Origin of the sequence: Ferruginibacter sp., from assembly GCF_031391665.1 — a bacterium.
Classification (GTDB): domain Bacteria; phylum Bacteroidota; class Bacteroidia; order Chitinophagales; family Chitinophagaceae; genus Ferruginibacter.
The window spans coordinates 1-23,518 of record NZ_JANMUN010000006.1 but is presented as its reverse complement, the minus strand read 5'-3'; the positions used below and the strand labels follow the sequence as shown (position 1 = coordinate 23,518).

The following is a 23,518-nucleotide window of genomic DNA, read 5'->3' as shown; positions in this document are numbered from 1 at the left end:
CTAAAAAAGCCTGCACTTTATTATTGTTTAATTTTACTTAATTACTTCTACAACAGCAATTACTGCATTAGGTGTTCCATTAGCTGCTTTTAAATTTATAGTACCACCAGCACCAGTTGCAAAAAGAATATTGGAAACTGCATTTTGTTGTAAGGCTTCTGCAACCTTTGCTGCATAATTGGTTTGTGTACTTTTTGAGATAGCATTATTAACCGCATACCAGTCGATAGCCTGTTTAGTAACCACAGCTGCAAATACATCTTTAGTGCCCACATTATCCGGTACTAAACTTTTACCACGGGGAAATAAGCGGTAACCGGTAATGCCGCAATAAGGAGAGAAGGATGTTTTGGTTGCATCATCTTTATTGGGATAAGGAAATAATGTATAACTGCTGCCATCAGTTTCCTGTCCAAAAATATAAATGTTGCACTCGGTGGAATTTTTTATTTCCATTTTAAATTTTGTACCTGCTGCAATTTTGTTTACCGTTTCAAAAACATTAGCTGTTTTTAATTTTAAAGGAATGTATTGCTTGTCATCATTTTTAACCAAACCAATATTACATTCAAAAGCAACATTTACAGCAGCGCCACGTTTTGGCATCGCATCAATTCCATAAGCCTCTCTTACAAATTCTTTAAAGTCGGCATAGCGCACCCATCCTATACCGTTATTGCCCCACTCAGGCCCCCAGCTGTTCATAATTTGAAAAGCCTGTTTCCGGTCATCGTAACCAATCACACACATAGCATGCCCGCCAAAACCCATCTGGCTGCGGTCTTCATCCGTTGGTGCCCATACTTCTTTTCCCATCATCCCCTGCATAAAAGTTCCGCCAACCATCATTCCAATTACAACAGGGGCATCTTTTGCCAAATGTTCTTTTACAGCCCTTACATTAATTCCCTGCACACTTTCGCCGTCTGTTAGCCTTGTAAAACCATGCATACGGTTTTGTGCTGCATTGTTTACCATGGATGAACTGGGTTGCCTGGTGCAATCCTGCTCATCATAAGGAAAAGTATTAAACGGAACCACACCTTTTGCAGTCATAAATTCCATGGCGTTTTGTATGTATGCACCCTGGCATCCTTCCAATCCTATTTGGTTATATACAAATGCCGGGCTGTAGGCGGTGTTGTTTCCGCTTTGCCCGGTTGATGCTGCTTCTACAATTGTTCTTGCAGCATACACACTGCTCCAAGCAACACAACTCCCTTGCTTACCCTGATTTTGGCGGTCGGGTGCAAAACGCAGCAATGAAACACTTTCCGGCAAAGGATTTTTTGTATTATCATCTGCCAGCGCTTCATAAACATTTGCTTTTTTAAATTGCTCGGGACTAAAATTATAGCCGCTTTGCGAAAAAAGATTTTGTATAATATTTGACCCCCCGCCCGAACTGTTTCTAAAAAAGAAAAAGTAAGCTGCCGCCGCTGCAATTAATAAAAATATAATTTTTTTACCACCCCCGCCACCGCCTCTGAATAAGCCCAAAATCAGTGGTAAAAAATTCAATAAACCACCCCCACCTCCGCCACCGCTGCTTCTTCCACCAGATGTACTGCTTTCATTAAAATCCTGTTGATCCTGCGGATCATCTTCCATACGTATTGGCATATCATTTAATTTAGGGCTTAAAAGTAAGGAGAAATTTGATACTGATTTTAGTTATAGCCCAAATCGCCAAAATCTTTTTTAAATACTTATAAGATGATTATGGTTTAGCAGGAATCAGTGATTTTCCTTTTCCAAAATTTCAAACTGCCTGCTCACACTTATTCCATTTTCATCCACCAAAGTAATAATATGTTTTCCCGGCGAGGGGTTTAAACCCATCTGATGAAAGTTTTGTGTGGTACCGATAAAGTTATCATCAAGGCTCCAGAAAATTTTTGCACTGCTGCGACGATGAGCTGCAGTAAAAACAGTTTTACCTTTTTGTCCGCTTACTTCTAAAGGCACATAAATTTTTGCATCGGCCTGCGGATAAATGATCTCCATAACTTTTCCTGTTTCTGCAAATTCGCAACCGGCTTTAAAGGGCGGTAATGTTTTATAGTCTGCATTTTTTTGTTTGTAATAATATTCCATTGCAGGGGTGAGGATGAACCAGCTTTTGTGCTGCATTAGTGAAGGGCTTTCACATTGTTCCGTTACCCTGTAATTTCCTGCAGCATCTAAATGAATGATTTTATGGTACACACATTGCGGAACTTTTGTTCCGTTAGGCGGCATAAATAAAGTATCCACATTGTGGCAATCAATATTTGCACGGTAACCACTTTGCCTGCACACAGGCACAAAAGAAAAATTGTATTGTGGTTTTACGAACCAGCTAACGTTGGGCAGCAGCCGAAAAATATCGAACAAAATGGGCGCTGCGGTTTGAATGCCAATTAATCCTGGCCTGCCTTCGCCATCGGTATTGCCCACCCAAACAGCTACAACATTTTTTGGATTTATACCAATGGCCCAGCCATCTCTAAAGCCAAAACTCGTTCCCGTTTTCCACGCAATTTTTTGTGATGAAGTAAACTGCTGCCATAAACCTTCTTCGCCGGGCCGCATAACTTCCTGCATGGCTTGAAAGGTGAAATAGATGGAGGTAGCATCTAATGGAATATTGGATGGCAAATGTTGAATATCAAATGTTTTTTGATTTGAAATATAATTTGGCGGATGAAAATCATTCGGGTCAAACTTGCCATGGTTTTTTGTTTGATGATTTAAAGTACGTGCCATGCTTGCATAAACCCCTGCAATATCCCACGCCGTAACTTCGCAACCACCAAGAATTAAGCTTAAGCCGTAAGTATCTGCACTTCGGTTTAAAGTAGTGATACCACATTGCTGCAATGTCTCGTAAAAACGCTGGTATTTATATTGCTGTAATAATTTTATAGCGGGAATATTTAGACTTCTTGCCAAAGCTTTGTTTGCAGGTACGGCACCATCATAATCCAAATCAAAATTTTGCGGTGCATAGCTGCCAATTTGTGTGGGAATATCCGGCACGATGGAGCTGGGCAAAATTAATCCATCACTTAGCATTGCAGCATAGAGTATCGGCTTTAATGCACTGCCAGGGCTGCGTGGCGCAGCAATAACATCCACATCACTTTCCATTTCTTTATTGAAAGGATCGTAAATATTTCCCACGTATGCTAATGTATTTCCTGTTTCAACATCCAGCACAATAGCACAGGCATTGTTTATGCCATTACCTCTTAAAACAGATTGATGCTGTTGAATAATTGTCGCCACATTTTTTTGTAATGCACCCTCTATTGTTGTTTTTATTTTTGTTTCAGCAAGTTTTTCTTTTTTAAAGCGTTGTAATAAATGCGATGCAAATTGTGGTAACGGTAAGGGTTGGCCGGGTAATGATTCCACCTTGGCTAAATCGCAACTGCTTTGATTGATTTTTCCGGCATTTACCATTTTATCCAACAGCATGTTTCTTTTTTTCAATAACACCTCCCTGTTTTTTCCGGGGTGCACTAATGAAGGTGCATTGGGTAATACTGCCAGCGTTGCCATTTCGCCCCAGCTTAATTTTTCAGCGCTTCGTCCGTAATAACGCCATGCTGCTGCATCCAGCCCAACTACATTGCTGCCGAATGGCGCATTGCTGGCGTACAATGCAATAATTTCATTTTTGGAATACGAGATTTCTAAGCGTACGGCCAGTATGCTTTCTTTTAATTTATTCCAGATGCTGCGTTTATCATTTTTTTTTGAAAGCCTTATCACCTGCATGCTTAATGTGCTGCCGCCCTGCACCACGCCTTTGTTTTTAATATTTTTTACAACTGCTCTGCCAATAGATACAGGGTCTACACCGGGGTGTTTAAAAAAACGTTTGTCTTCGAAGGTGGTGATGCAATCAATAAATTTTTGTGGTACATGCTTATTGTAAGGAAAACGCCACTGGCCATCGGCTGCAATAGTGGCGTTTAGTAAGTTGCCGTTTGCATCTTCAATAACATAACTGGTGGGGGCATTAAATAATTTTTTGGGGAGAGAAAAATAAAACCAGATTAATAAACCAACTATCAACAGAAATTTTATTTTAGTTGATGTACGGAGTGATTTTAATTTGAGGCCTATGTTAAATAATTGTATCAATTTTTTATTTGTTACTTTTCTTTCGTCCCTACGGGACTTTGTTTCATTTTAATTTGCATTTCTACCAACTTTGTATCCCTACGGGATTAATACAAGAGCTGTTATTTTTCTACAGAATTAAGTAATCGAAAGTGGTTTTCAATTGGTATAGCTTGTTATAATTTGAAAGTATGGGTTGATAGAAATGATGCCTTTGTATTTTTCAATGCCATAGGCATACTACGTTGGTAGTAACGATAAGTCGAAGTTTCCATAAGTCCCGTAGGGACGAAAGATAACTTTCTCATCTAATGCTTATTCAATTTCATGAAAAATATATCTCTCATCGTATTCCACTTCAAACAAATCTAAAAATTCTTTGTACTCCTGTAAAAATGTTTTTTTCTGATGGTGTGTTTTTTGATTCTTAACATACTCCATCAATTTAGGTAACGAAGATTTGTTGTAAGAAAATGCTCCGTAACTTTCCTGCCATTGAAACTTTCCTGCAACAAATTTGTTATCGTTAATCCATTTGGAGGAGCTGCCTTTAATATCCTGCATTAAATCTGATAAAGATTGCAACGGCCTCATGCCAATTACAATATGCAAATGATCGGGCATGCCATTAATGATTATCATTTTATGGTTATTCGTTTGTACAATACCAGTTATGTATTGGTACAATCTTTCTGCCCACGAATCCTGGATTAATGAAATTCTGTTTTGCACAGCGAAAATTAAATGCAGGTGAATTTGGGTGTAGGTGTTTGGCATCGCTAAATATTTCTATTGTTAATTTATCTTGTGTCCTTATGGCACTTTTCAAACTCCGTATTTTTTCTACCAACCTTTCGTGCCTACGACACATAAAAACAAGTACCACTCTTTTTTGCAAAACGCAATTAATGTTCAATAAAGATTTACTGTTGAAGAGTGCCCTTCGTTTCAGGATAAACTTTGCCAATGAAGTTAAATAGAATTACTTAAGTTCGGTACAAAAAAGACCTCACTACAAACTCTATCTGAAGGAGAGGAAACTCGGAGATGGCAGCTTTATACTTGTACCATCTCCGAGTTGGTCTCCTCCATTTCCCTCCCCTTTGGGGAGGATAGGAGGGGCTGTTATTGCGTCACCACTTCCACCCACTTTCCATTTACACCTGCAGAAATTTTATTATCATACATCGCTTCACTGAATGTACCCGGTAAAAAATATCTTCCCAAATAAGAAGCATTCAATTGCACATAATACGTCAATGTTTCGTTGGCATTAATGTTGAAATAAGTGTACACACGGTCATCACAAATATCCTGGTACGTGGAATAGGAAGATTTGAATGCACCTTCGCCACCAAGCATTCGGGCATTTAAAATTTCCCAGCCACTCGGGAAAATTTGTGATAATGCCATTTGAGCATAGTTGCCTCTGCCACCGGGATTTTTAATAATAACTTTGGCTATAAAATCGCTTCCTTGTGTAAGTTTATTAACGTCTATGGCTTTTCCATCTTGTGATACATAACTCACACTCATATTTAACAAAGCAGGATTATTGTTAACTTTTAAACTATCACCTGCTAATGGTTGACCTTTTGTTATCATTCTTACATACAATGTATTGTTGCCTTTGTTGGTGATAACTACATTGCTGGCATTTTGATTTTTAAAAACTACAGGTAACTGACGGATATAGGTAGCCGTATTAATATCAGTTTGTTTACCATCAATATTTGCTGCAGCAATTATTTTTGCACCACTTGCATTTTTACCACAGAACTTTGCAATGGCTATAAGGCTGTAAGCGGTGGTTTGTGTGCTGTACCAATAATCCTGCGATAATTTTGCAGCAATTAAATCTACTAACTGCCTGGCTTTTTCTTTTTTATTCAACAATGTTAAGGTTTCTAAAACCATCGCTTCATCTCTGGTATCGGAACCATACGTAAAACCGGGATTCGTCCTTACATCAAACGTGGTGGGTAAGCCGCTTATTAAATCTAAAGCGGTATTGGTTTGTCCGGCTAATTGATAGGCCGCTGCCAAACGCCATTTTGCTTCCGAAGATAAGTATTTGAATTCCTTCAAACGATTCATGGCGCCAAGCTCTGGCACTTTTGCCAACGCTAATGTATATAAGCGATAAGATTGTGTAAGATCACCGCCATAAAAATTAGTAGTGCTGGCTACCCAACTATTGGCTTTGCCACGCTGGTAATTTTTCCATTGCTGCAGCATGTAATCGCTTACTAAAAATCCATTGGCTTGTGCTTCCACTAAAAAATGACCGGCATAATTACTGCCCCATTCATCACTCTCATTGCCGCCGGGCCAGTAACTAAACCCGCCGTCTGGCCGCTGAAAATTTTGCAGCTTTCCTATACCCGCTTTTACATTTTTATCAACCTGTGCTTTTTTGTAATCGTCTAAATCAGTTAATTGATTTAAAACTAACTGCGGAAAAACTGCAGACGTAGTTTGCTCAATACAGCCATGCGGATAGTCAATCAAATAATCTAAACGTTTTTGCAAATTCATTGATGGCATACTGGAAATTTCGATAGTGGCCGTACTGGTTGCTGCTATACCAATAGGTGCAGCAGTTGTTTTCCATTGTTGACCTGGTGCTAAAGTAATTTCACTAATGCTGGTTACGGGAGGATTAGGGTTTCTGATATCGAGTTCTATTTCATAGTTAGCATTTTCATTGCCTGATGTTGCCACAATTTTTACTTTGCCAATGCCCACATTTGGTTTTACCCTTACATCGTAATAAGCCATCTGTTCCCCGGGTTCGGTAAAGCTTATTGTTTGTGCAGTGCTGCCCACTACTTCTAAAAATGAATTGGATTGCAATGAAAGGGTGACTTTTTTAATATTATTCTCCAGTGCAAAAATTGTAACGGGTAATTTAATTGTTTCACCAGGACCTAACACTCTTGGCATAGTTGCTAAGAGCATCAATGGTTTTTTTACAGCTACAGCTTTTTCTGCAAAGCCATAACTGCCATCGTGAGCCGCTACTACCATTGCTCTTACCGAACCAATGTAGGAGGGCAATGTAAAAGATTGTTTTTGTGTTTGCCCGCTGCTTAAATGAAATGGGCCTAAATATTTTACCACAGCTTTAAAACGGTTGGCAGTTTTTTGTTTGCCAATGGCAGCATCACCATCGCCACCAATGGTTAAAATTCTTTCTAAATCGCCACCCCATGCGCCAATAACATAATCAAACATATCAAAACTTTTTACACCCAATGCTTCTCTTGCATAAAAGGCTGCATGCGGATCAGGAGTTTTAAATCTTGTTAAGTCTAATAAACCTTCATCAACAATGGCCACACAATAGGTCATTTCTTTTCCGCTTTGTTCACTTACTGTAAAAGAAACATTTTGTTCCGGACGAATGCTGTTAGGAATATTGAGTACTGGTTTTAAAACGGTGCTTTTATCTTCTACAAAAATGGGAATAGAACCATACATTCTTATAGGCAGATCATTAATAGTTTGCGAATGCGGTTGTAATAAACTTACAGTAGCATAAACATTTGGTGCCATTGTTTTATCAGCTTTAAAGGTAACAATGGTTTGTCCCTGTTTGGTTTCTTCCCAAAAAGATTTTATTACTTTGCTGCCATTTTCTACACTTACTAAAACCCTGCCGCCTCTGCTGCTGGGTATTGTTAAAGCAACTTCATCACCCACATTGTATTTTTCTTTGTTGGCAAAAAACGATAACATGGAGGCTGCAGTTTGATCATCATTACCACTCCGGCTTTGCCATCCCGGTTCATCAATGTAAAAAATTGAGCCGCTGGTATGGCCGCTTGTTTTATCTTTTACTAAAATTAAATAACGTCCCCATTCATTTTCTGAAGTATTAAAAGACCACTGTCCACGGCCGTTAGTTAATGATATGCTGTCTTTTTTTATTAATTTATTATAACTGTCTTGCGTAAAATTGCTGAGGTTGTCGCCATTATTATCCCACCACCAGCGCCATTGAATGCGGTAAAATTCTACTTCTACCTTATTATTACCGTTAAATAAATTTCCTTTACTATCTGCATTTACAATTTGAACGGTATGTTTTTTTCCTGCCAGTAAATAATCAAAAGGTTTTTCTCCATCAGGTAATTTTAAACCCACATAACTTTTGTACGGACTGTAAGGAATGGTCATGTTATCAATACTGAAAGTGCCGCCGGGCTCAAAAACTTTTACTACAAGGTTTGCAGTAAGCATACCGGGTGCAGTTTCATCAATTTCAAAATTGGGTTGCAATGCGGCATTGCCTTCAGCATCTAATGTACCTTCGTAAATAGTTTTTTGTTGAGTAGAATAATTAGTGGTGGGGTTATCAAAATCAAACCCTGCAAATTTGGGGAACGATGTTGTTTTTGCAAACAGTGAGGCATCAATTTTTGCCTTTAAGTTTTTACCTACTGCACCAAATAACCATTTTGCATTGATGGTACCAGCTGCATTTTCGCCTTCTCCCAGCATGGCATCTTTACCAAAATCTACATTTATTTTTAAGCGGTTAGGCATTACAGTTTCTACCTTAATTCTTTTTTCAAAAGTAGCCCCGCCTACTTTTATTTTTGCCAGCCAGTTACCAGTTGGCGATGCTGCATCGGTATTAGTTTTGAACAAATAAAATCCATCATCCGCATTATTTTGTACCGTATGTTTATATAATTGACCAGTGGGAGTGTAGAGGCTGAACTCCACCGGATGCTCTTTCGGTAATTTTTGTGCTTTATCTTCTACAATAAAATTAATGTACATGGTATCGCCTGGGCGCCACACACCACGTTCGCCAAAGATGAAACCTTTAATGCCATTCTTCACTTCTTCTCCGCTAACATCAAAGCGGCTGAGCGCTAAAGAATTTCCATCATCTAATTTTAAATAGCCTCTTTCATTTCCTTTTTTTGCAATGAGTAAATAAGGTTTGCGTTTTAAATCAATTACTGCAAACCCATCATTATTACTTTTTGTGGTACTGATGATAGTATGCTGGTAATCCATAATTTCAAGGTCAACATTGTTCATGGGTTCAGTGGTAAGAATATTACTTACTGCAATGGTGATGCTGTTATCGTTGCCACGTTTTGCAGTAAGGCCAATGTTGCTGGCTAAAATATTTCTTGTTGCCCAGCGGTCTTTATTGTAATAAGATTTACTGTTAGGGTCATCACGTCTTTCCCAATTATACCCATAAGGATAATAAGTGTCGTAACGGTCCCAAAATGCATCATCTTCATCTATACCATTTCTGCTGTATTCATTATAACCCTCGTCATAGCCTTCTTCTTCCTCTTCGTTTTTATTTTTTGCAGTATCAGTCGATTGATACAAAGAATATTCCGGCCTGAAGCCAATGGTTACACGATAAATGGCGCCCTGCTCTGTTTTTAAAAACTTATCAATATCTAAAGAAAAATGCTGGTGCTTGTGCAGGTCTAAAGTTTTATCATTATCCAAACGTAAGGTTTTTTGTACGATGGGTTTGGCTACACGGCGCAATTCGCTGTTGCCGCCCAAATCGTTTTCCTGTAAAAACTGCGGTACATTATTTTCAAAAATTTTAATGATGCTGATGTCCACTGCATTTAAATTGATAGATTCAAATGGTAATACCAGCCTGCCACTGTTGGGTAAAATATTTCCTTTACCATGTATAGTTACATTGGGCAACCTGTTTTCGAAATTAATATTGCTGGTAAAGGCTTTGTCGAGCACATCGCTCCAGGTATTTTTAATACCGGTATTTATATTTACGGTGTAGTTACCATCTAATTTATTTCCAAAAACTTTTACTTCGCTCCCGTTAATGGTGTAAGAAACATCTGCATGCCCGCTGATGTTAATAAGCCCTGTAAGGTCTTGCCCTACTGCAATGGCATCGCTGAATTGTACCGACGCATATTGTTGTGCTTCGTTAATTGCTGCAACATTCAACACTTTAAAATCGCCTAGCGACGGCACGGCAACAGTATTTTCTCCTTTTACATCCATGTTCATCGGGCTGCCGTTCCATTGTAAATTTATATTACTCACCGAATTACTGCGATCAATATTATCTAGAATAAAATGGTGCGTTTTTGTGGCATCGTTATGCTGCCAGTTTAATTTTAGTCCCTTACCATTTTGTGTGGCGGATAATAATTTTTCAACTTCGCTGCCTTTTTCTATATCTGCAGTTTCAATGGTGCCATTCAAACTCATTTTGTTTTTTATACCATTGCTTCGCAAGCCATCATTGGTAACTTTAAATGAAGGCTTTATGGTTTGCATGCTGAAACCAAAGCTGGCATATTTGTCGGGCACTTTGGTTACTTTGCCCAACTTGAATTTTACCGAATACAGTTGATTTGTTTTCAACCAGCCTTCGGGTTTAAACTCGATTGTCCTTGCATCTAACCAAAATGCTTTTCCTTTTACTGCAGGAGAAAAATCGAAGAGATCATCTTTTACTGCCTCGCCAACTGCATGTGTGGTGTTGGCTTCAGTTGCCAGCTGAATGCGTACGGCGGTTGTTTTAGAAATGATGCCGGTGGTGTAAGCATCGATGTACTGGCTGAATGCAGGATCTACATCAATCCATTTTTCTTTTTTGTTACAAGATGAAAATAAAGACAGGATTACTGTGATGCACAGCATGGTTCCAAAAAAAGTTGCACTGAACTTTTTAGAACTTTGAACACGGTCGGGGACCATATAAGTTTTGAATTTTTTTGTTCAGCAAAACCAGGACGGCTTTACTGTTTTTGTTTTGACTACGTAAATGTGATAAGAAATTTTGAATTGTGCAAGAGTGGGGAGAAATATTTTTAGTTAAAAGATTTGTAAAAGCCAAACTGGCGATACAATTTATTTACCTCTGGGATTAAAAAATGATTAATCAATCTTAATCACTTCAACATTATATGTACCATTAGTTAGTGAAGAAGAAGTTTGCTGTGTGTAGGATTTACCAGCCGTGGTAATAATTTTGGCGTGAATTTCCAGGTTAGAAGGGAAATCGATTTTATTTTCGTTACGTATTACTTTATCAAGCTTTAATGTATAAGAGCAGTTATCCTGCCAGGTAATTTTAAAACGAACCACTGCTTTTAATGTTTCACTCGATTCGGTTTGGTAACCACCTCTTCGTTCGGCAATGGTTACTACTCCGGCCCTGGTATCTGCAATCCTGAATTTGCCTTCTTTAAATTTAAAGCAATCTGTTGACTGAGCAACGGCTGTAATAAAAGATCCCATTACAAAAACAAGTATGATAATTTTTTTTTGCATTCTTTACATTACCTGGTTTCTTAAAATATCATCAAACATATCTCTCCTTCTTATCAATGTTGCATTACCATCTTTTACTAAAACTTCTGCAGGTTTGTAACGGCTGTTAAAATTAGAAGACATTTCGAAACCATAAGCGCCGGCATTTTTAAAAACTAACAGATCACCCTCTCTTATTTCGGCCACTTTTCTATCCCAGGCAAAAGTATCGGTTTCGCAAATGTTGCCGGTAATGGTATATTGTTTTGCTGTTGCTGTTGGGTTGCTGATATTTTCTATTTGATGATAAGCATCGTAAAACATGGGGCGAATTAAATGATTGAAACCACTGTTTACCCCTGCAAAAACAGTGTTAGGCGTTTCTTTAATCACATTTACTTCGGTAATTAAATAACCGGAAGCACTTACTAAAAACTTGCCCGGCTCAAACCAAACCTGCAATGGATTACCATTGGGGTTAGGATGGTTATCGAATGCTTCTTTAACTTTTTTTGCTAACAAAGTCATATCCGTTTCTCCATCACCATCACGGTAAGGCACTTTAAAGCCGCCGCCCAAATCCACCGATTTTAATTCCTTAAAATGCGGAATGATATCAAACAGCACTTCAATACCTTTTACAAAAACATCCACATCCTTTATGTCGCTGCCGGTGTGAATGTGTAAATTTTGAATATGCAAATTGTATGCAGCTACTACATCAAGAATTTTATTGAGTTGATCAGCAGGTATCCCAAACTTACTTTTGTCGTGCCCTGTTGATATTTTTATATTGCCACCTGCCATAATGTTGGGCCGCAAACGAATGCCAACCGGATAACTATGGCCATATTTTTTTCCAAACTTTTCTAAATTACTCAGGCTGTCTATATTAATATGTACACCTAAGCTTTGTGCTTCTTCTATTTCACTAAAATGAATGCCATTGCTGGTGTATAAAATATTGTTGGTTTTAAAACCTGCCAGTAAGGCCAGTTTTGCTTCGTTAATACTGCTGCAGTCAACATTGCAGCCAATACTTTTAATGTGTTTTAAAATATTGATATTGGTTAATGCTTTGCAGGCATAAAAAAACTTAGTGTCGGTTTGTGCAAAAGCATCGGTAAGCTTTTTATATTGGGCTGTAATATTATTGGCATTATAAACATAGAGTGGTGTGCCAAATTCCTTTGCGGTGGAAATTAATTGTTCTGTAGATAATTGTTGTGACATGCTGCGAAAATACGAAGGAACGTTGAACACTGATGGTATCAACCTGAATGTTTCTGACAAAATGGAAATTTTAGATGTGAGATTTTAGTATTTTTAAGGATATAGTAAAATGAAAAATTTAGTATTACTAATATTGATTCTCACATTGGTTTCCTGCAATAATGAAATTTACTTTGAGAAAGCTTATTATGAGAAGATAAGCGGAATTAAATTTCCTGAAAAGTATAGGGTGATTGAGACTTATGATAATGGTGAATTCGTAACAACAACTTCATTTAAAATTGACAGCGCTGTTTTAAAGAGATTTAGTGAAAAAAATCGCTTTGATACTGTAAGGGATCCCTTCTATTTATTTTTCATTGGGGAGAAATCTTTAAAAAAGCAAAAACCTGATTTAAAAAATAAGGATGAGCTTCTTTATATTTCCGGTTATTCTAAAACAAATACCTGGCTTTATATTATTGATTTTAAAAAGGAAATGCTTTGGGCAGAAATTCAATACCCGGATTGGGGAGGAACCAGCCCGAGCGAATAGCAAATCATTAAAATTTAAAAACACTGCAAATAAAAAAAGACATGAAAAAATCATGTCTTTTTATTCAATTTATTTCAATTAATTTTTATCCTTCATTACCCTTAGCATCAGCTTCTGGTGCATCTTCAATTATTTCACCAGCTTCTGTAACCACTAAAATTGCTTCTTCCTCAGTTGCTGTTTGCTCAATATTAATTTCTTCTTCTCCTTGGGAAGCAACAAAATTTTCATGCTCTATTTGTTCTGCCTGTGCTTCAATTACATTGGTAGCATTTACCAGCTCTTCCATCATCACTTCACTGATCTTTGGTAAATCATCGGCGCTGTTAATGCCAAAATAATCCATAAAAGATTTGGACGTGGAATAAATTAGTGGCTGGCCAACAGCATCTTCTTTTCTGCCGGATATTACTACTAAATCTTTTTCTAATAATTTTTGTACAGCATAATCGCAGTTTACACCACGTATAGCTTCCATTTCGCTTTTAGTAACCGGTTGCTTGTATGCAATTATGGCGAGTGTTTCTAAAGCAGCAGTAGAAAGGCGTTTTAAAAATTTATCGCCATTTAGTAAGGCAACAGTTTTATAATATTCTTTTTTGGTAAGAAATTGCAGGCCACCGCCAATTTCCCTTAATTCAAAAGCATAAAATTCTGAATTGTATTTTTCTCTGATGCCTTCAATAGCAGCATCAATTTGTTCAATGCTTGCCCTGTCTTCAATAAAGCCTAAAGCAGTATTCACCAATTCCACCAATTCAATTTTGGTTAATGGTTTATCGCTTGCAAAAACCAGTGCTTCTATGTGTGGTATAATTTGAGAAAGCTCCATGTTGATTTATGATTTCGGATTTCCGATTTCGGATTTGAAAGACAGCTTTACATCAGCAATCATACATCCTAAATCATACATCCTTTTTTTATCCGTTTAATGCTGCTGCACCACTTACAATTTCTGTAAGCTCTGTTGTAATAGCAGCCTGCCTTGCTCTGTTGTAACTTATCTTTAATGATTTTAATAATTCGTTGGCGTTATCACTTGCCTTATCCATCGCCGTCATTCTTGCGCCATGTTCGCTGGCGTTGGCATCAAGCACAGCTTTGTATAACTGGGTGTTTAAAATTTTTGGCATCAGCTCTTCAATCAACACTTCTTTACTCGGCTCAAAAATAAAATCGGCATTTTTTTGCCCGGCTGTTTTAGCTACTTTTTGTACCGGTAAAAATTGCTCGGCAATAAAACGCTGGGTGGCAGCATTTTTAAATTCGCTGAAAATTAATTCCACCGCATCTACGTCGTTTTTTGCAAAAGTTTCCATGGCGTATTTTGCTGCAGCCTGCACTTTATCAAAACTTAAACCGGTAAAAATATCCCAGTATTTATCTACAACTTTAAAACCACTTTTATTAAAATGTTCGTAGCCTTTTTTACCAATGGGCAATACCTGCACATTTCCTTTTGCCTGCTGGGCAGCATATTTATCTTTAATAACCTGTTTGGCTAATTTAATAAGGTTGCTGTTGTAGCCACCGCACAAGCCCCTGTCGCTGGTAACAACAATTATCATTACTTTTTCAATTTGCCTTTCTACCGCCAGTTCCATTTTTACATCCCCATCGCTGTTACTTACAATATTGCTCAGCATTTCCTGTAATTTGTGTGCATAAGGCCGCATTTGTGTAATGGCATCCTGTGCCCGGCGCAGTTTTGCAGCGCTTACCATTTTCATGGCTTTGGTAATTTGCTGAGTGCTTTGCACACTTTTAATTCTGTTACGTACTTCTTTTAACGCACCTGACATATTGAAATAATTAGAAAATTAATACCTTGTTTTCGGGTGGCAAAGGTAGGGCAAAAGCTGTAAAAACAAACACCTTAAACAGAAACAAAAAAGCCCGGTTAATCGGGCTTTTTGTGGTTCGGTAAGAACTATTTAATGTTTTGCTGTATTTGGGGGTTAATCACCCGGACATTGGAATTTGGATTTTTTGGATATTTAATTTTAACTCAGTAAATATAAATTCAATTGTACGGGTTATTGTTTTAAAAAGGGTTTTATCTTAATTGCATTAGCTTTTATTTTTCTAAACTGCCTGCCTGAATTCGCTGGGTAAACAGCTGAATTCTTTTTTGAAGGCCGCTGAAAAATTACTCATGTTTTGATAACCAAGCATTACACCAATCTGCGAAATGCTGTGTTTCCGGGAGTTGAGCAATTCCTTAGCCTTGTGCATTCGGTTTTTTTGATAGTACTGGTATATGGCCATACCATAAGCCTTTTTAAACAACTTCTTTAATTTGCTTTCGCTCATATAGGCAGCTTTGGCCAATGTTTCTATTGATGGAAATTCTGTGGCATATTGTTTTGTGATCAAATTTTCCACATTTACCAAAGCATGAAAATCTTTGGGGTTGGCAAACTCGGGCATACTTTTAAGGCCACGGCTGCACAAATTACTTAAAAACTCTTCAGTTAATTTTAGCACACGGCTTTTTATAAATAATTCGGGTAAATAAGTTTGCTCAGTGTCATTAAAAAGGGCCAATAAAATTTTGCGCTGTTTGGCGGTAATAAAATCCACCATATCTGTTTGCTGCTTTAAAACTTCTATTTTTTCGACAGTAAGTTCTTTAACGTTATTTTTTAACCACTCTTCGCTCAGTTGTATGGATAAACCTTTTATCGAGGTCCCTTTTTTTAAAATCAGGCTTTGGCTGGTAAAACTATTGGTTAGCAAAGCAACGCTGTGAAAGTTATCTTTATTCTCAATAACTTTTACCTGCTCCCCGGTTTTGCATTCTATTTTTTCAGTAAAAGTTGCCTCTAAAAAATGAATCATTATTTGAAATTCAGCAGAAGGCATTCTCCTGTATTCCAGGTCGGTATTAAGTGTGTAATTTACAATACGGTAAGATAAGCCGGGCTCCAGTATTTTGGCTCTGGCATAACCGTTAGCAAAACTTTCATCAAATTCTATACGGGTTTCTGAATTTTTTGCACCAACATAACTTCCAAATTTTTTAATCCATTCTTCATAGTCTTCCTGGTGATAATTGAAAACCAATGTGTTGTTTTGAATTTCGGAAAAATTCATAGTAAATAAGTTTGTAATTAAAACCATTAAGATGAATTACTTAAAAAAATGGTTGCAAGCTTCAATACTAATATACATAAAAACATAAAAAAGGTTTGAATTTTATTGTTTTGATAATATAATTCAAACCTTTAAAGAAAAACTTATAAAAACTAAATTCCAATTATTATTAGCAAAGCTGCAGGTTATTTTTATCAGCCGCAGGCTGCAACCTGGTAAAGCTGTGCTGCGCTATTGTTACCTTAAACTATATTGCCGGAATTATTGAGAAGGAAATTAAAGTGCATAATTTTTAGCGCAACCTTTATAAAGAATAAACGATGGATACCCCTGCACCGCTTCCTGCAATTTTTAATTTGCTTATAATATTATTAAGCTGCTTACCATGATTATGATGAACAGCATACATCACCACATCAAATAGAAATAAGAATACTCCATTTACCATTACAGCATTTCCAAACCCTTTTAATTTTGATGGATTGATTTTACTCTTGCTTTTTTCTTTAAGATAAGCCCCGGCCGTAATGTAAGCCACATCAAGCCCGGTATTAAATAAAAATATCTTTTCTGTTTTATGCTGATGCTGTAAAACTGCTGCCAAATCTAAATTACCTTTTTTACTTTTTGCCGCACCCCAGTAACCCAGCCCTGCAAGTGCAAGGTTAACACTATTCCACATTATATTCATTTGATGAAAGTAACGGGCATCAGTGTTATTGGTATGTAAAGAAAACGAACTGGTAATAATATTGGCAGTAGCCCAACCTCCTAAAACAAGCATACTTTTTTTAGTAATGGCAGTGCTTTTCTTTTCAAACAAAACTAAGCTGTCCTGTTGTGCATAACAGAAAAAAACGGCGCTAACCAATGCGGCTGATAATAACACTTTCTTCATAACAGGCTTTTATAAATTTAACATACGAATAAAAATTGTTTTTGGCTGTTGAGCATAATAATCTGTTATTACCTACAGCAAGCCCATTACATCTAAACTTCTAACTGCTAAAACCCCAACTATTTGCTACCTTTGCCACCCCGATAAATTGGGCAAATGCTGTCAATTTGGCTTTAAATTTATTTCAGCACCATATTTGACAACACTTGATCTTTACAATTAATTATACCAACCAACAATAATAAAGTTTATGTTAGGCATTATATCAAAATTATTTGGCGGCAACAAGAGCGAAAAGGATGTAAAAAAAATTACCCCACAGGTAGAAAAAATCAACCATTTTTTTACACAATACCAATCTTTAAGTAACGATGCTTTGCGCAATAAAACGGCGGAGTTTAAGCAGCGCATTGCTGCACATCTTACTGTAATTGATAAAGAAATTACTGATAAAAAACAGGCTGCCGAAGATTTACCCGTTGCCGAAATAAACAACAGGGATATTATTTATAAAGCAATTGATGAATTAAAAAAGACAAGGGATAAACAGATTGAAGAAATTTTGCAGGAATTATTGCCCGAAGCTTTTGCAACGGTAAAAGAAACCAGCAGGCGTTTTAAAGAAAACGAAACTATTGAAAGCACTGCTACAGAATTAGACAGAACACTTGCAGTAAAAAAAGAACACATCACCATTGAAGGCGATAAAGCTATTTACAGTAATACCTGGATTGCAGGTGGCGGATCTGTTACCTGGAACATGGTGCATTACGACGTACAGTTAATTGGTGGTGCGGTTTTGCACTCCGGCAAAATTGCCGAAATGGCAACGGGGGAAGGTAAAACCCTGGTAAGTACTTTACCGGCATACTTAAATGCATTGTGCGGCGAAGGTGTACATATAGTTACCGTAAACGATTATTTGGCAAGAAGAGATAGCGAATGGAACGGACCCATTTTTGAATGGCTGGGTTTACGTGTTGATTGTATTGATAAACATGAACCCAATACCGATGCCCGCCGCAATGCTTATAATGCCGATATTACTTATGGCACAAACAACGAATTTGGTTTTGATTATTTAAGGGATAACATGGTGCACACACCTGATGAAATGGTGCAGCGCAAACATCATTTTGCAATGGTGGATGAGGTGGATAGTGTATTAATTGATGATGCCCGTACGCCATTAATTATCAGCGGGCCGGTTGGCCACAGCGATAACACCCAGCAGTTTTTCGATTTAAAACCAAGAATAGAAAAATTGCTGGATGCACAGCGCAAAGCAGTCAATCAATATTTAATTGAAGCAAAGAAAAAAATTGCTGATGGTAACGACGATCCTAAAGATGGCGGCCTTGCATTAATGAGGGCACACCGTGGGTTACCAAAAAATGGTGCGTTAATAAAATTTTTAAGTGAGCCGGGCATAAGAGTAAAATTGCAGAAGAGCGAAAATTATTATCTCGCCGATCAGCAAAAAGAAATGCCCAAAGTAGATGCGGAATTATTTTTTAATATAGATGAAAAAAATAACCAGGTTGATCTTACTGATAAAGGCATTCAATTAATTACACGGGCAGGCGAAGACCCTAACTTTTTTATTGTGCCCGATATTTCTACCAAGCTGGCCGATATTGAAAAAGGAAGTTTAGGTGCAGAAGAAAAATTACATGAAAAAGAAATACTGCTGAATGATTATTCTTTAAAGGTTGACAGGATACATACCGTACAGCAATTATTAAAAGCCTATACTTTATTTGATAAAGATGTAGAGTATGTAATTATTGACGAAGCGGTAAAAATTGTAGATGAACAAACGGGCCGTATTATGGAAGGCCGCCGCTACAGCGATGGATTGCACCAGGCGTTAGAAGCAAAAGAAAATGTAAAGATTGAAGCTACTACGCAAACCTATGCAACAGTTACTTTGCAAAATTATTTTAGGATGTACCACAAGTTGTGCGGTATGACGGGTACTGCCGAAACAGAAGCTGCAGAGTTTTGGAGTATTTATAAATTAGATGTAGTTAACATTCCTACCAACGTAAAAGCAATACGTAAAGATGAACAGGATTTGGTGTACAAAACCAAACGTGAAAAATACAAAGCGGTAATTGATGCCATTGAAAAATTACGTACCGAAGGAAGACCATGTTTGGTGGGTACAACATCGGTTGAGGTAAGTGAATTGCTGGCGAGGATGCTGAAGCAAAAAAATATTCCGCATAATGTATTAAATGCCAAACAGCATGCTAAAGAAGCGCAGGTAATTACCGAAGCTGGGTTAGCCGGTGCTGTTACTATTGCTACTAACATGGCTGGTAGAGGTACCGATATTAAATTAGGCCCCGGTGTTAAAGATGCAGGAGGGTTGGCAATTTTAGGAACTGAGCGCCACGAAAGTCGCCGTGTGGACAGGCAGTTACGTGGCCGTGCCGGAAGACAGGGCGATCCCGGAAGCTCACAATTTTTTGTATCCTTAGAAGATGATTTGATGCGTATGTTCGGCAGCGAAAGAATTGCAGGATTGATGGACAGAATGGGTTACAAAGAAGGTGAAGTGATTCAGCACAGCATGATCAGCAAATCAATTGAAAGAGCACAAAAGAAAGTAGAGGAAAATAACTTTGGCATAAGAAAACGTTTATTAGAATATGATGATGTAATGAACAAGCAGCGTAATGTTGTTTACGGTAAACGTAACCATGCATTGTTTGGCGAACGTTTGGCTTTGGATTTGGATAATGCATTTTATTCTGTTGCAGATGGTTTAATTAATTCTTTTAAAGAGGGTAACGATCATGATGGATTAAAATTAGCCGCAATTGTAAACTTTGGAATAGATACAGCAATTACTGCCGATGAATTAAACAGTGATGCTGCCAATACATTAACGGAGCGTTTGTATAATGAAGCGATAGAGCAATACCGACGCAAAACGGATGCAATGATCTTGCAGACATTGCCCATAATAAAAAACATACGCAAAGAGCAGGGTAACCATATTGAGAATGTTGCTGTACCATTTACTGATGGCAAAAAAGGCATTCAGGCTTTAGCCAATTTAGATAAATATATTGCCACCGAAGGCCGTGAATTAAATGATGCTTTAGAACGCAGCATTACTTTAGCATTGATAGATGATGCATGGAAAGAACATTTAAGAGCAATGGATGATTTACGCCACAGCGTACAAACTGCAGGCTACGAACAAAAAGATCCTTTAGTGATTTATAAAATTGAAGCTTTTAGTGCCTTTAAACAAATGGATGATGAAGTGAATAAAAATATTGTAAGCTTTCTCAGCCATTGCGGCATACCAATGGAGCAAACCAATGCCGGGCAAATTAAAGAAGGCAGGGAAAAGAAAACCGACCTTAGTAAAATGAGTGCTAACAAGGCCCTGGTAGATGCAGCCGGCGAAGATTATGCGGCAAACGAAAAAGATTATTTTGATCCATCTGAAGGCATAAAGCAAGCACCCGTAAAGGTAGAAAAAATGCCGGGCCGTAATGAGCAATGCCCGTGCGGTAGTGGAAAAAAGTATAAAAACTGCCACGGTAAGGAGGCTTAATTTTTTCAAAAAAATAATTTTAAAAAAGTGTCACGAAAAGTTGTGACACTTTTTTTATTTCGCAAACCTTTGCATTGTCATCAAACTATCATTTAAAATTTCAACTCCTTCTTTCTTAAATTAATTTTATTAGTTTTACAACCTGCTTATAACCCCTTTAGTAACCAAAACATGTTAATTATGAGAAAGCTATTGTTATCAACCAGCTTAATCTTTTGCAGTTACCTGCTTTTTGCCCAACAAAATTTTACTGTTAAAGTAACCGACTCAAAAACCGGTAACCCGGTAACCAATGCCTCAGTTGTTGTAAAAGCCACCAACAAAGGTGCTTCCACCAACAACGAAGGCGTATTTACCATACAGGCTAAACCAAACGATGTACTGGAAATAACCTGCATAGGCTACCAGCCACAGTTAGTAACACTTACAGCTGCTTCCTCAATTGAAGTTTCCTTAGAACCTTCGTCGATTGATTTGGGAGATATAGTTGTAGTAGGTACACGTGGTGCTGCAAGGGCAAAAACAGAAACCGCTGTACCCATCGATGTTATTAAAATAAACCAGGTAGGATTACCTACAGCCAAAATGGATCTGACTTCTGTTTTAAATATGAGTGCACCCTCTTTTAATTATAATAAACAAAGTGGTGCCGATGGTGCCGATCATGTTGACCTGGGAACATTACGTGGCCTCGGCCCCGATCAAACTTTAGTTTTAATAAATGGAAAACGCCGTCATACTACAGCCTTCGTTGCTTTGTTTGGTACAAGAGGCCGAGGCGCTTCGGGTACGGATTTAAATGCGTTTCCTCAAAGTGCAGTAGATAGAATTGAAATATTACGTGACGGAGCATCTGCACAATATGGCAGTGATGCTATGGCTGGTGTAATGAATATTGTTTTAAGTAAAAATGTGAATCATTGGATTATTAATACAGGCTGGAGCGGTTATCACGATACAAAATTTAATGCATCAAAATTTAATGCAGGCAATCAATATTATTCCGGTAATAAAATAGATGGAGGAACATTTACTTTGTCAGCCAACAACGGTTTAACCATGGGCAAAAATGGCGGCTTTATAAATTTTTCTTTTGACTACAGAAGCCAGGGAAAAACTTACAGGCAGGTGGATACTACCAATTGGCAAACTGATAAAAATGCTATTCCTTATATAAATGGTGGACGCAGGGCTTTTGGCGACGGATCAATTAAAACTTACGGTGCGATTTATAATATGGAGTTACCCATTAAGGATAGTAAAACAACTTTCTATTCTTATGGCAGCGTTAACAGCAAAGAATCTGATGCATTTGCCTATACCAGGAACATGAGTGCAAGGCCAACACGTTTTCCTGTTGATGCTGGCGGCACACCTATTTACGTTCCCGAAATTATGCGTATTACCAACGATGGTGAAACTTATTACAATCCTCATATTGGTACAAATATTAACGATGCTTCAATTGCTTTGGGTTTTAAAGGTGTAACGGCAAAAAATTGGAATTGGGATGCAAGCCTTGTTAATGGCAAAAATGATTTTCAATATTTTGGGGATAAAACATTTAATGCTTCTTTAATTGGTAACACTACTAAAACTTTTTTTAATGATGGTGGATTCAGGTTCCGGCAGGCAACATTAAATGTTGATTTAAGTAAGAATTTTAAAAATGTAGCACAGGGTTTAAATTTTGGTTATGGGTTTGAATACCGTAACGAAAAGTACAGTATCAACAAAGGCGAGGAAGCATCTTATGCTAACTACGATCCTAACCAGGTGCAGGCATCAGGCTCTCAGGGTTTTCCCGGTTTTAGTCCCGATGATGTAATTAAAGCAACACGTTACAATTTTAGTGCTTACGCCGATGCTGAATTGAACGTTACTGATAAATGGTTAATAGACGGTGCCGTAAGAGGCGAAAGTTATTCAGATTTTGGGTCGGTAGCAACTTTTAAATTAGCTACCCGTTATAAAGTTTCGGATAATTTTAATTTAAGAGGATCGGCAAGTACAGGATTCAGGGCACCATCTTTACAACAAATAAATTTCAGTAATACACTTACTTCATTCAGCGGCGGCCAGTTAGTACAGTCACGTATTGCCCGTAATGGCGATGTGGTAACTAAAGCAGCTGGTATTCCTGATTTAAAAGAAGAAACATCAGTTAATGGCAGCCTCGGCTTTGCATGGAAAGCTGCACCAGGCTTAACTTTTACTGTTGATGGTTATATGGTTAAGGTAAAAGACAGAGTAGTGCTTTCTGGTTTATTTAGTGCTGATGATGCAACATTGCCTGCAGAATTTACCAGTTTATTAAAAGGGTTGAATGTATCTACCGCACAGTTTTTTACCAATGCTGTAAATACCACTAATTATGGAATAGATGTGGTGCTGGACTATTCAAAAAAATGGGGTAACAAAAGTTTTAAAGGATTGTTAGCAGGGAATTTTCAAAAAATAAATTTAGATGAAATACATGTGCCTGCTGCATTAAGTGGCACTGTATTAAATCAAAAAACTTTTTACAGCGACAGAGAAATTGCATTTTTAAAAGCATCTGCCCCAGGCGCAAAATTTAATTTAAGTTTAAATTATACATGCGGTAAATTAGGTGCCGGTACTAACCTTACTTATTACGGAGGCATAAAACTTTTAGGTTTTGGAGATGCTACACCTGAAAATCCAAACTACGCCGGTATTAATCCGCAGGTTCCATCTGATGCTACCGGAGATTTAGTTCCAGAAATTTTTGATTACAAAGGTAAGTTTGTAACAGATATTTTTG

The 23,518-nt window shown here is 37.6% G+C and carries 13 protein-coding genes; 3 read left to right on the top strand and 10 right to left on the bottom strand.

The genetic code is table 11. The features are described from left to right. Positions 1–33: 33 nt before the first annotated feature. From ACY651_RS00465 to lysA, 6 genes are all read right to left on the bottom strand, one after another. A complete protein-coding gene (locus ACY651_RS00465) occupies positions 34–1,623 on the bottom strand; it encodes a C1 family peptidase (RefSeq protein WP_462248583.1) in 1,590 nt (529 codons plus the stop codon). Between the two features lie 114 nt (positions 1,624–1,737). After that, positions 1,738–4,134: a penicillin-binding protein 1C gene (pbpC, locus tag ACY651_RS00460; RefSeq protein ID WP_462248581.1), complete on the bottom strand. Its 2,397-nt coding sequence runs from the start codon at positions 4,132–4,134 to the stop codon at positions 1,738–1,740. Between the two features lie 294 nt (positions 4,135–4,428). Continuing rightward, positions 4,429–4,890 (bottom strand): IS200/IS605 family transposase, encoded by a 462-nt coding sequence (tnpA, locus tag ACY651_RS00455; protein ID WP_462248578.1) that lies wholly within the window; start codon positions 4,888–4,890, stop codon positions 4,429–4,431. A 348-nt stretch (positions 4,891–5,238) separates the two neighbouring features. After that, complete coding sequence (locus ACY651_RS00450; protein WP_462248575.1) at positions 5,239–10,782, bottom strand: alpha-2-macroglobulin family protein; 5,544 nt, start codon at positions 10,780–10,782, stop codon at positions 5,239–5,241. A gap of 237 nt (positions 10,783–11,019) precedes the next feature. Next, a complete protein-coding gene (locus tag ACY651_RS00445) occupies positions 11,020–11,415 on the bottom strand; it encodes a hypothetical protein (protein WP_462248572.1) in 396 nt (131 codons plus the stop codon). 3 nt (positions 11,416–11,418) lie between these two features. Further along, a complete protein-coding gene (lysA, locus tag ACY651_RS00440) occupies positions 11,419–12,627 on the bottom strand; it encodes a diaminopimelate decarboxylase (protein ID WP_462248570.1) in 1,209 nt (402 codons plus the stop codon). A gap of 109 nt (positions 12,628–12,736) precedes the next feature. Between lysA and ACY651_RS00435 the strand changes: the two genes are divergently transcribed. Beyond that, entirely contained in the window at positions 12,737–13,162 is a 426-nt protein-coding gene (locus tag ACY651_RS00435) for a hypothetical protein (protein WP_462248567.1), read from the top strand. Between the two features lie 85 nt (positions 13,163–13,247). Here ACY651_RS00435 and scpB read toward each other — a convergent pair whose 3' ends face one another. The 4 genes from scpB to ACY651_RS00415 form a co-directional block, all read right to left on the bottom strand. Beyond that, a complete protein-coding gene (gene scpB, locus ACY651_RS00430) occupies positions 13,248–13,994 on the bottom strand; it encodes an SMC-Scp complex subunit ScpB (protein ID WP_462248565.1) in 747 nt (248 codons plus the stop codon). Between the two features lie 88 nt (positions 13,995–14,082). Then, complete coding sequence (atpG, locus tag ACY651_RS00425; protein ID WP_462248562.1) at positions 14,083–14,964, bottom strand: ATP synthase F1 subunit gamma; 882 nt, start codon at positions 14,962–14,964, stop codon at positions 14,083–14,085. A gap of 283 nt (positions 14,965–15,247) precedes the next feature. Beyond that, positions 15,248–16,258, bottom strand: a complete 1,011-nt coding sequence (locus ACY651_RS00420) for a helix-turn-helix domain-containing protein (RefSeq protein ID WP_462248559.1) — start codon at positions 16,256–16,258, stop codon at positions 15,248–15,250. 304 nt (positions 16,259–16,562) lie between these two features. Beyond that, complete coding sequence (locus tag ACY651_RS00415; RefSeq protein WP_462248557.1) at positions 16,563–17,156, bottom strand: DUF6992 family protein; 594 nt, start codon at positions 17,154–17,156, stop codon at positions 16,563–16,565. Positions 17,157–17,406: 250 nt separating this feature from the next. Here ACY651_RS00415 and secA point away from each other — a divergent pair, with 250 nt between their 5' ends. Beyond that, entirely contained in the window at positions 17,407–20,733 is a 3,327-nt protein-coding gene (gene secA / locus ACY651_RS00410; protein ID WP_462248555.1) for a preprotein translocase subunit SecA, read from the top strand. A gap of 180 nt (positions 20,734–20,913) precedes the next feature. Then, positions 20,914–23,518, top strand: a 2,605-nt coding sequence (locus ACY651_RS00405; protein ID WP_462248553.1) for a TonB-dependent receptor, incomplete at its 3' end; no start/stop codon positions are given.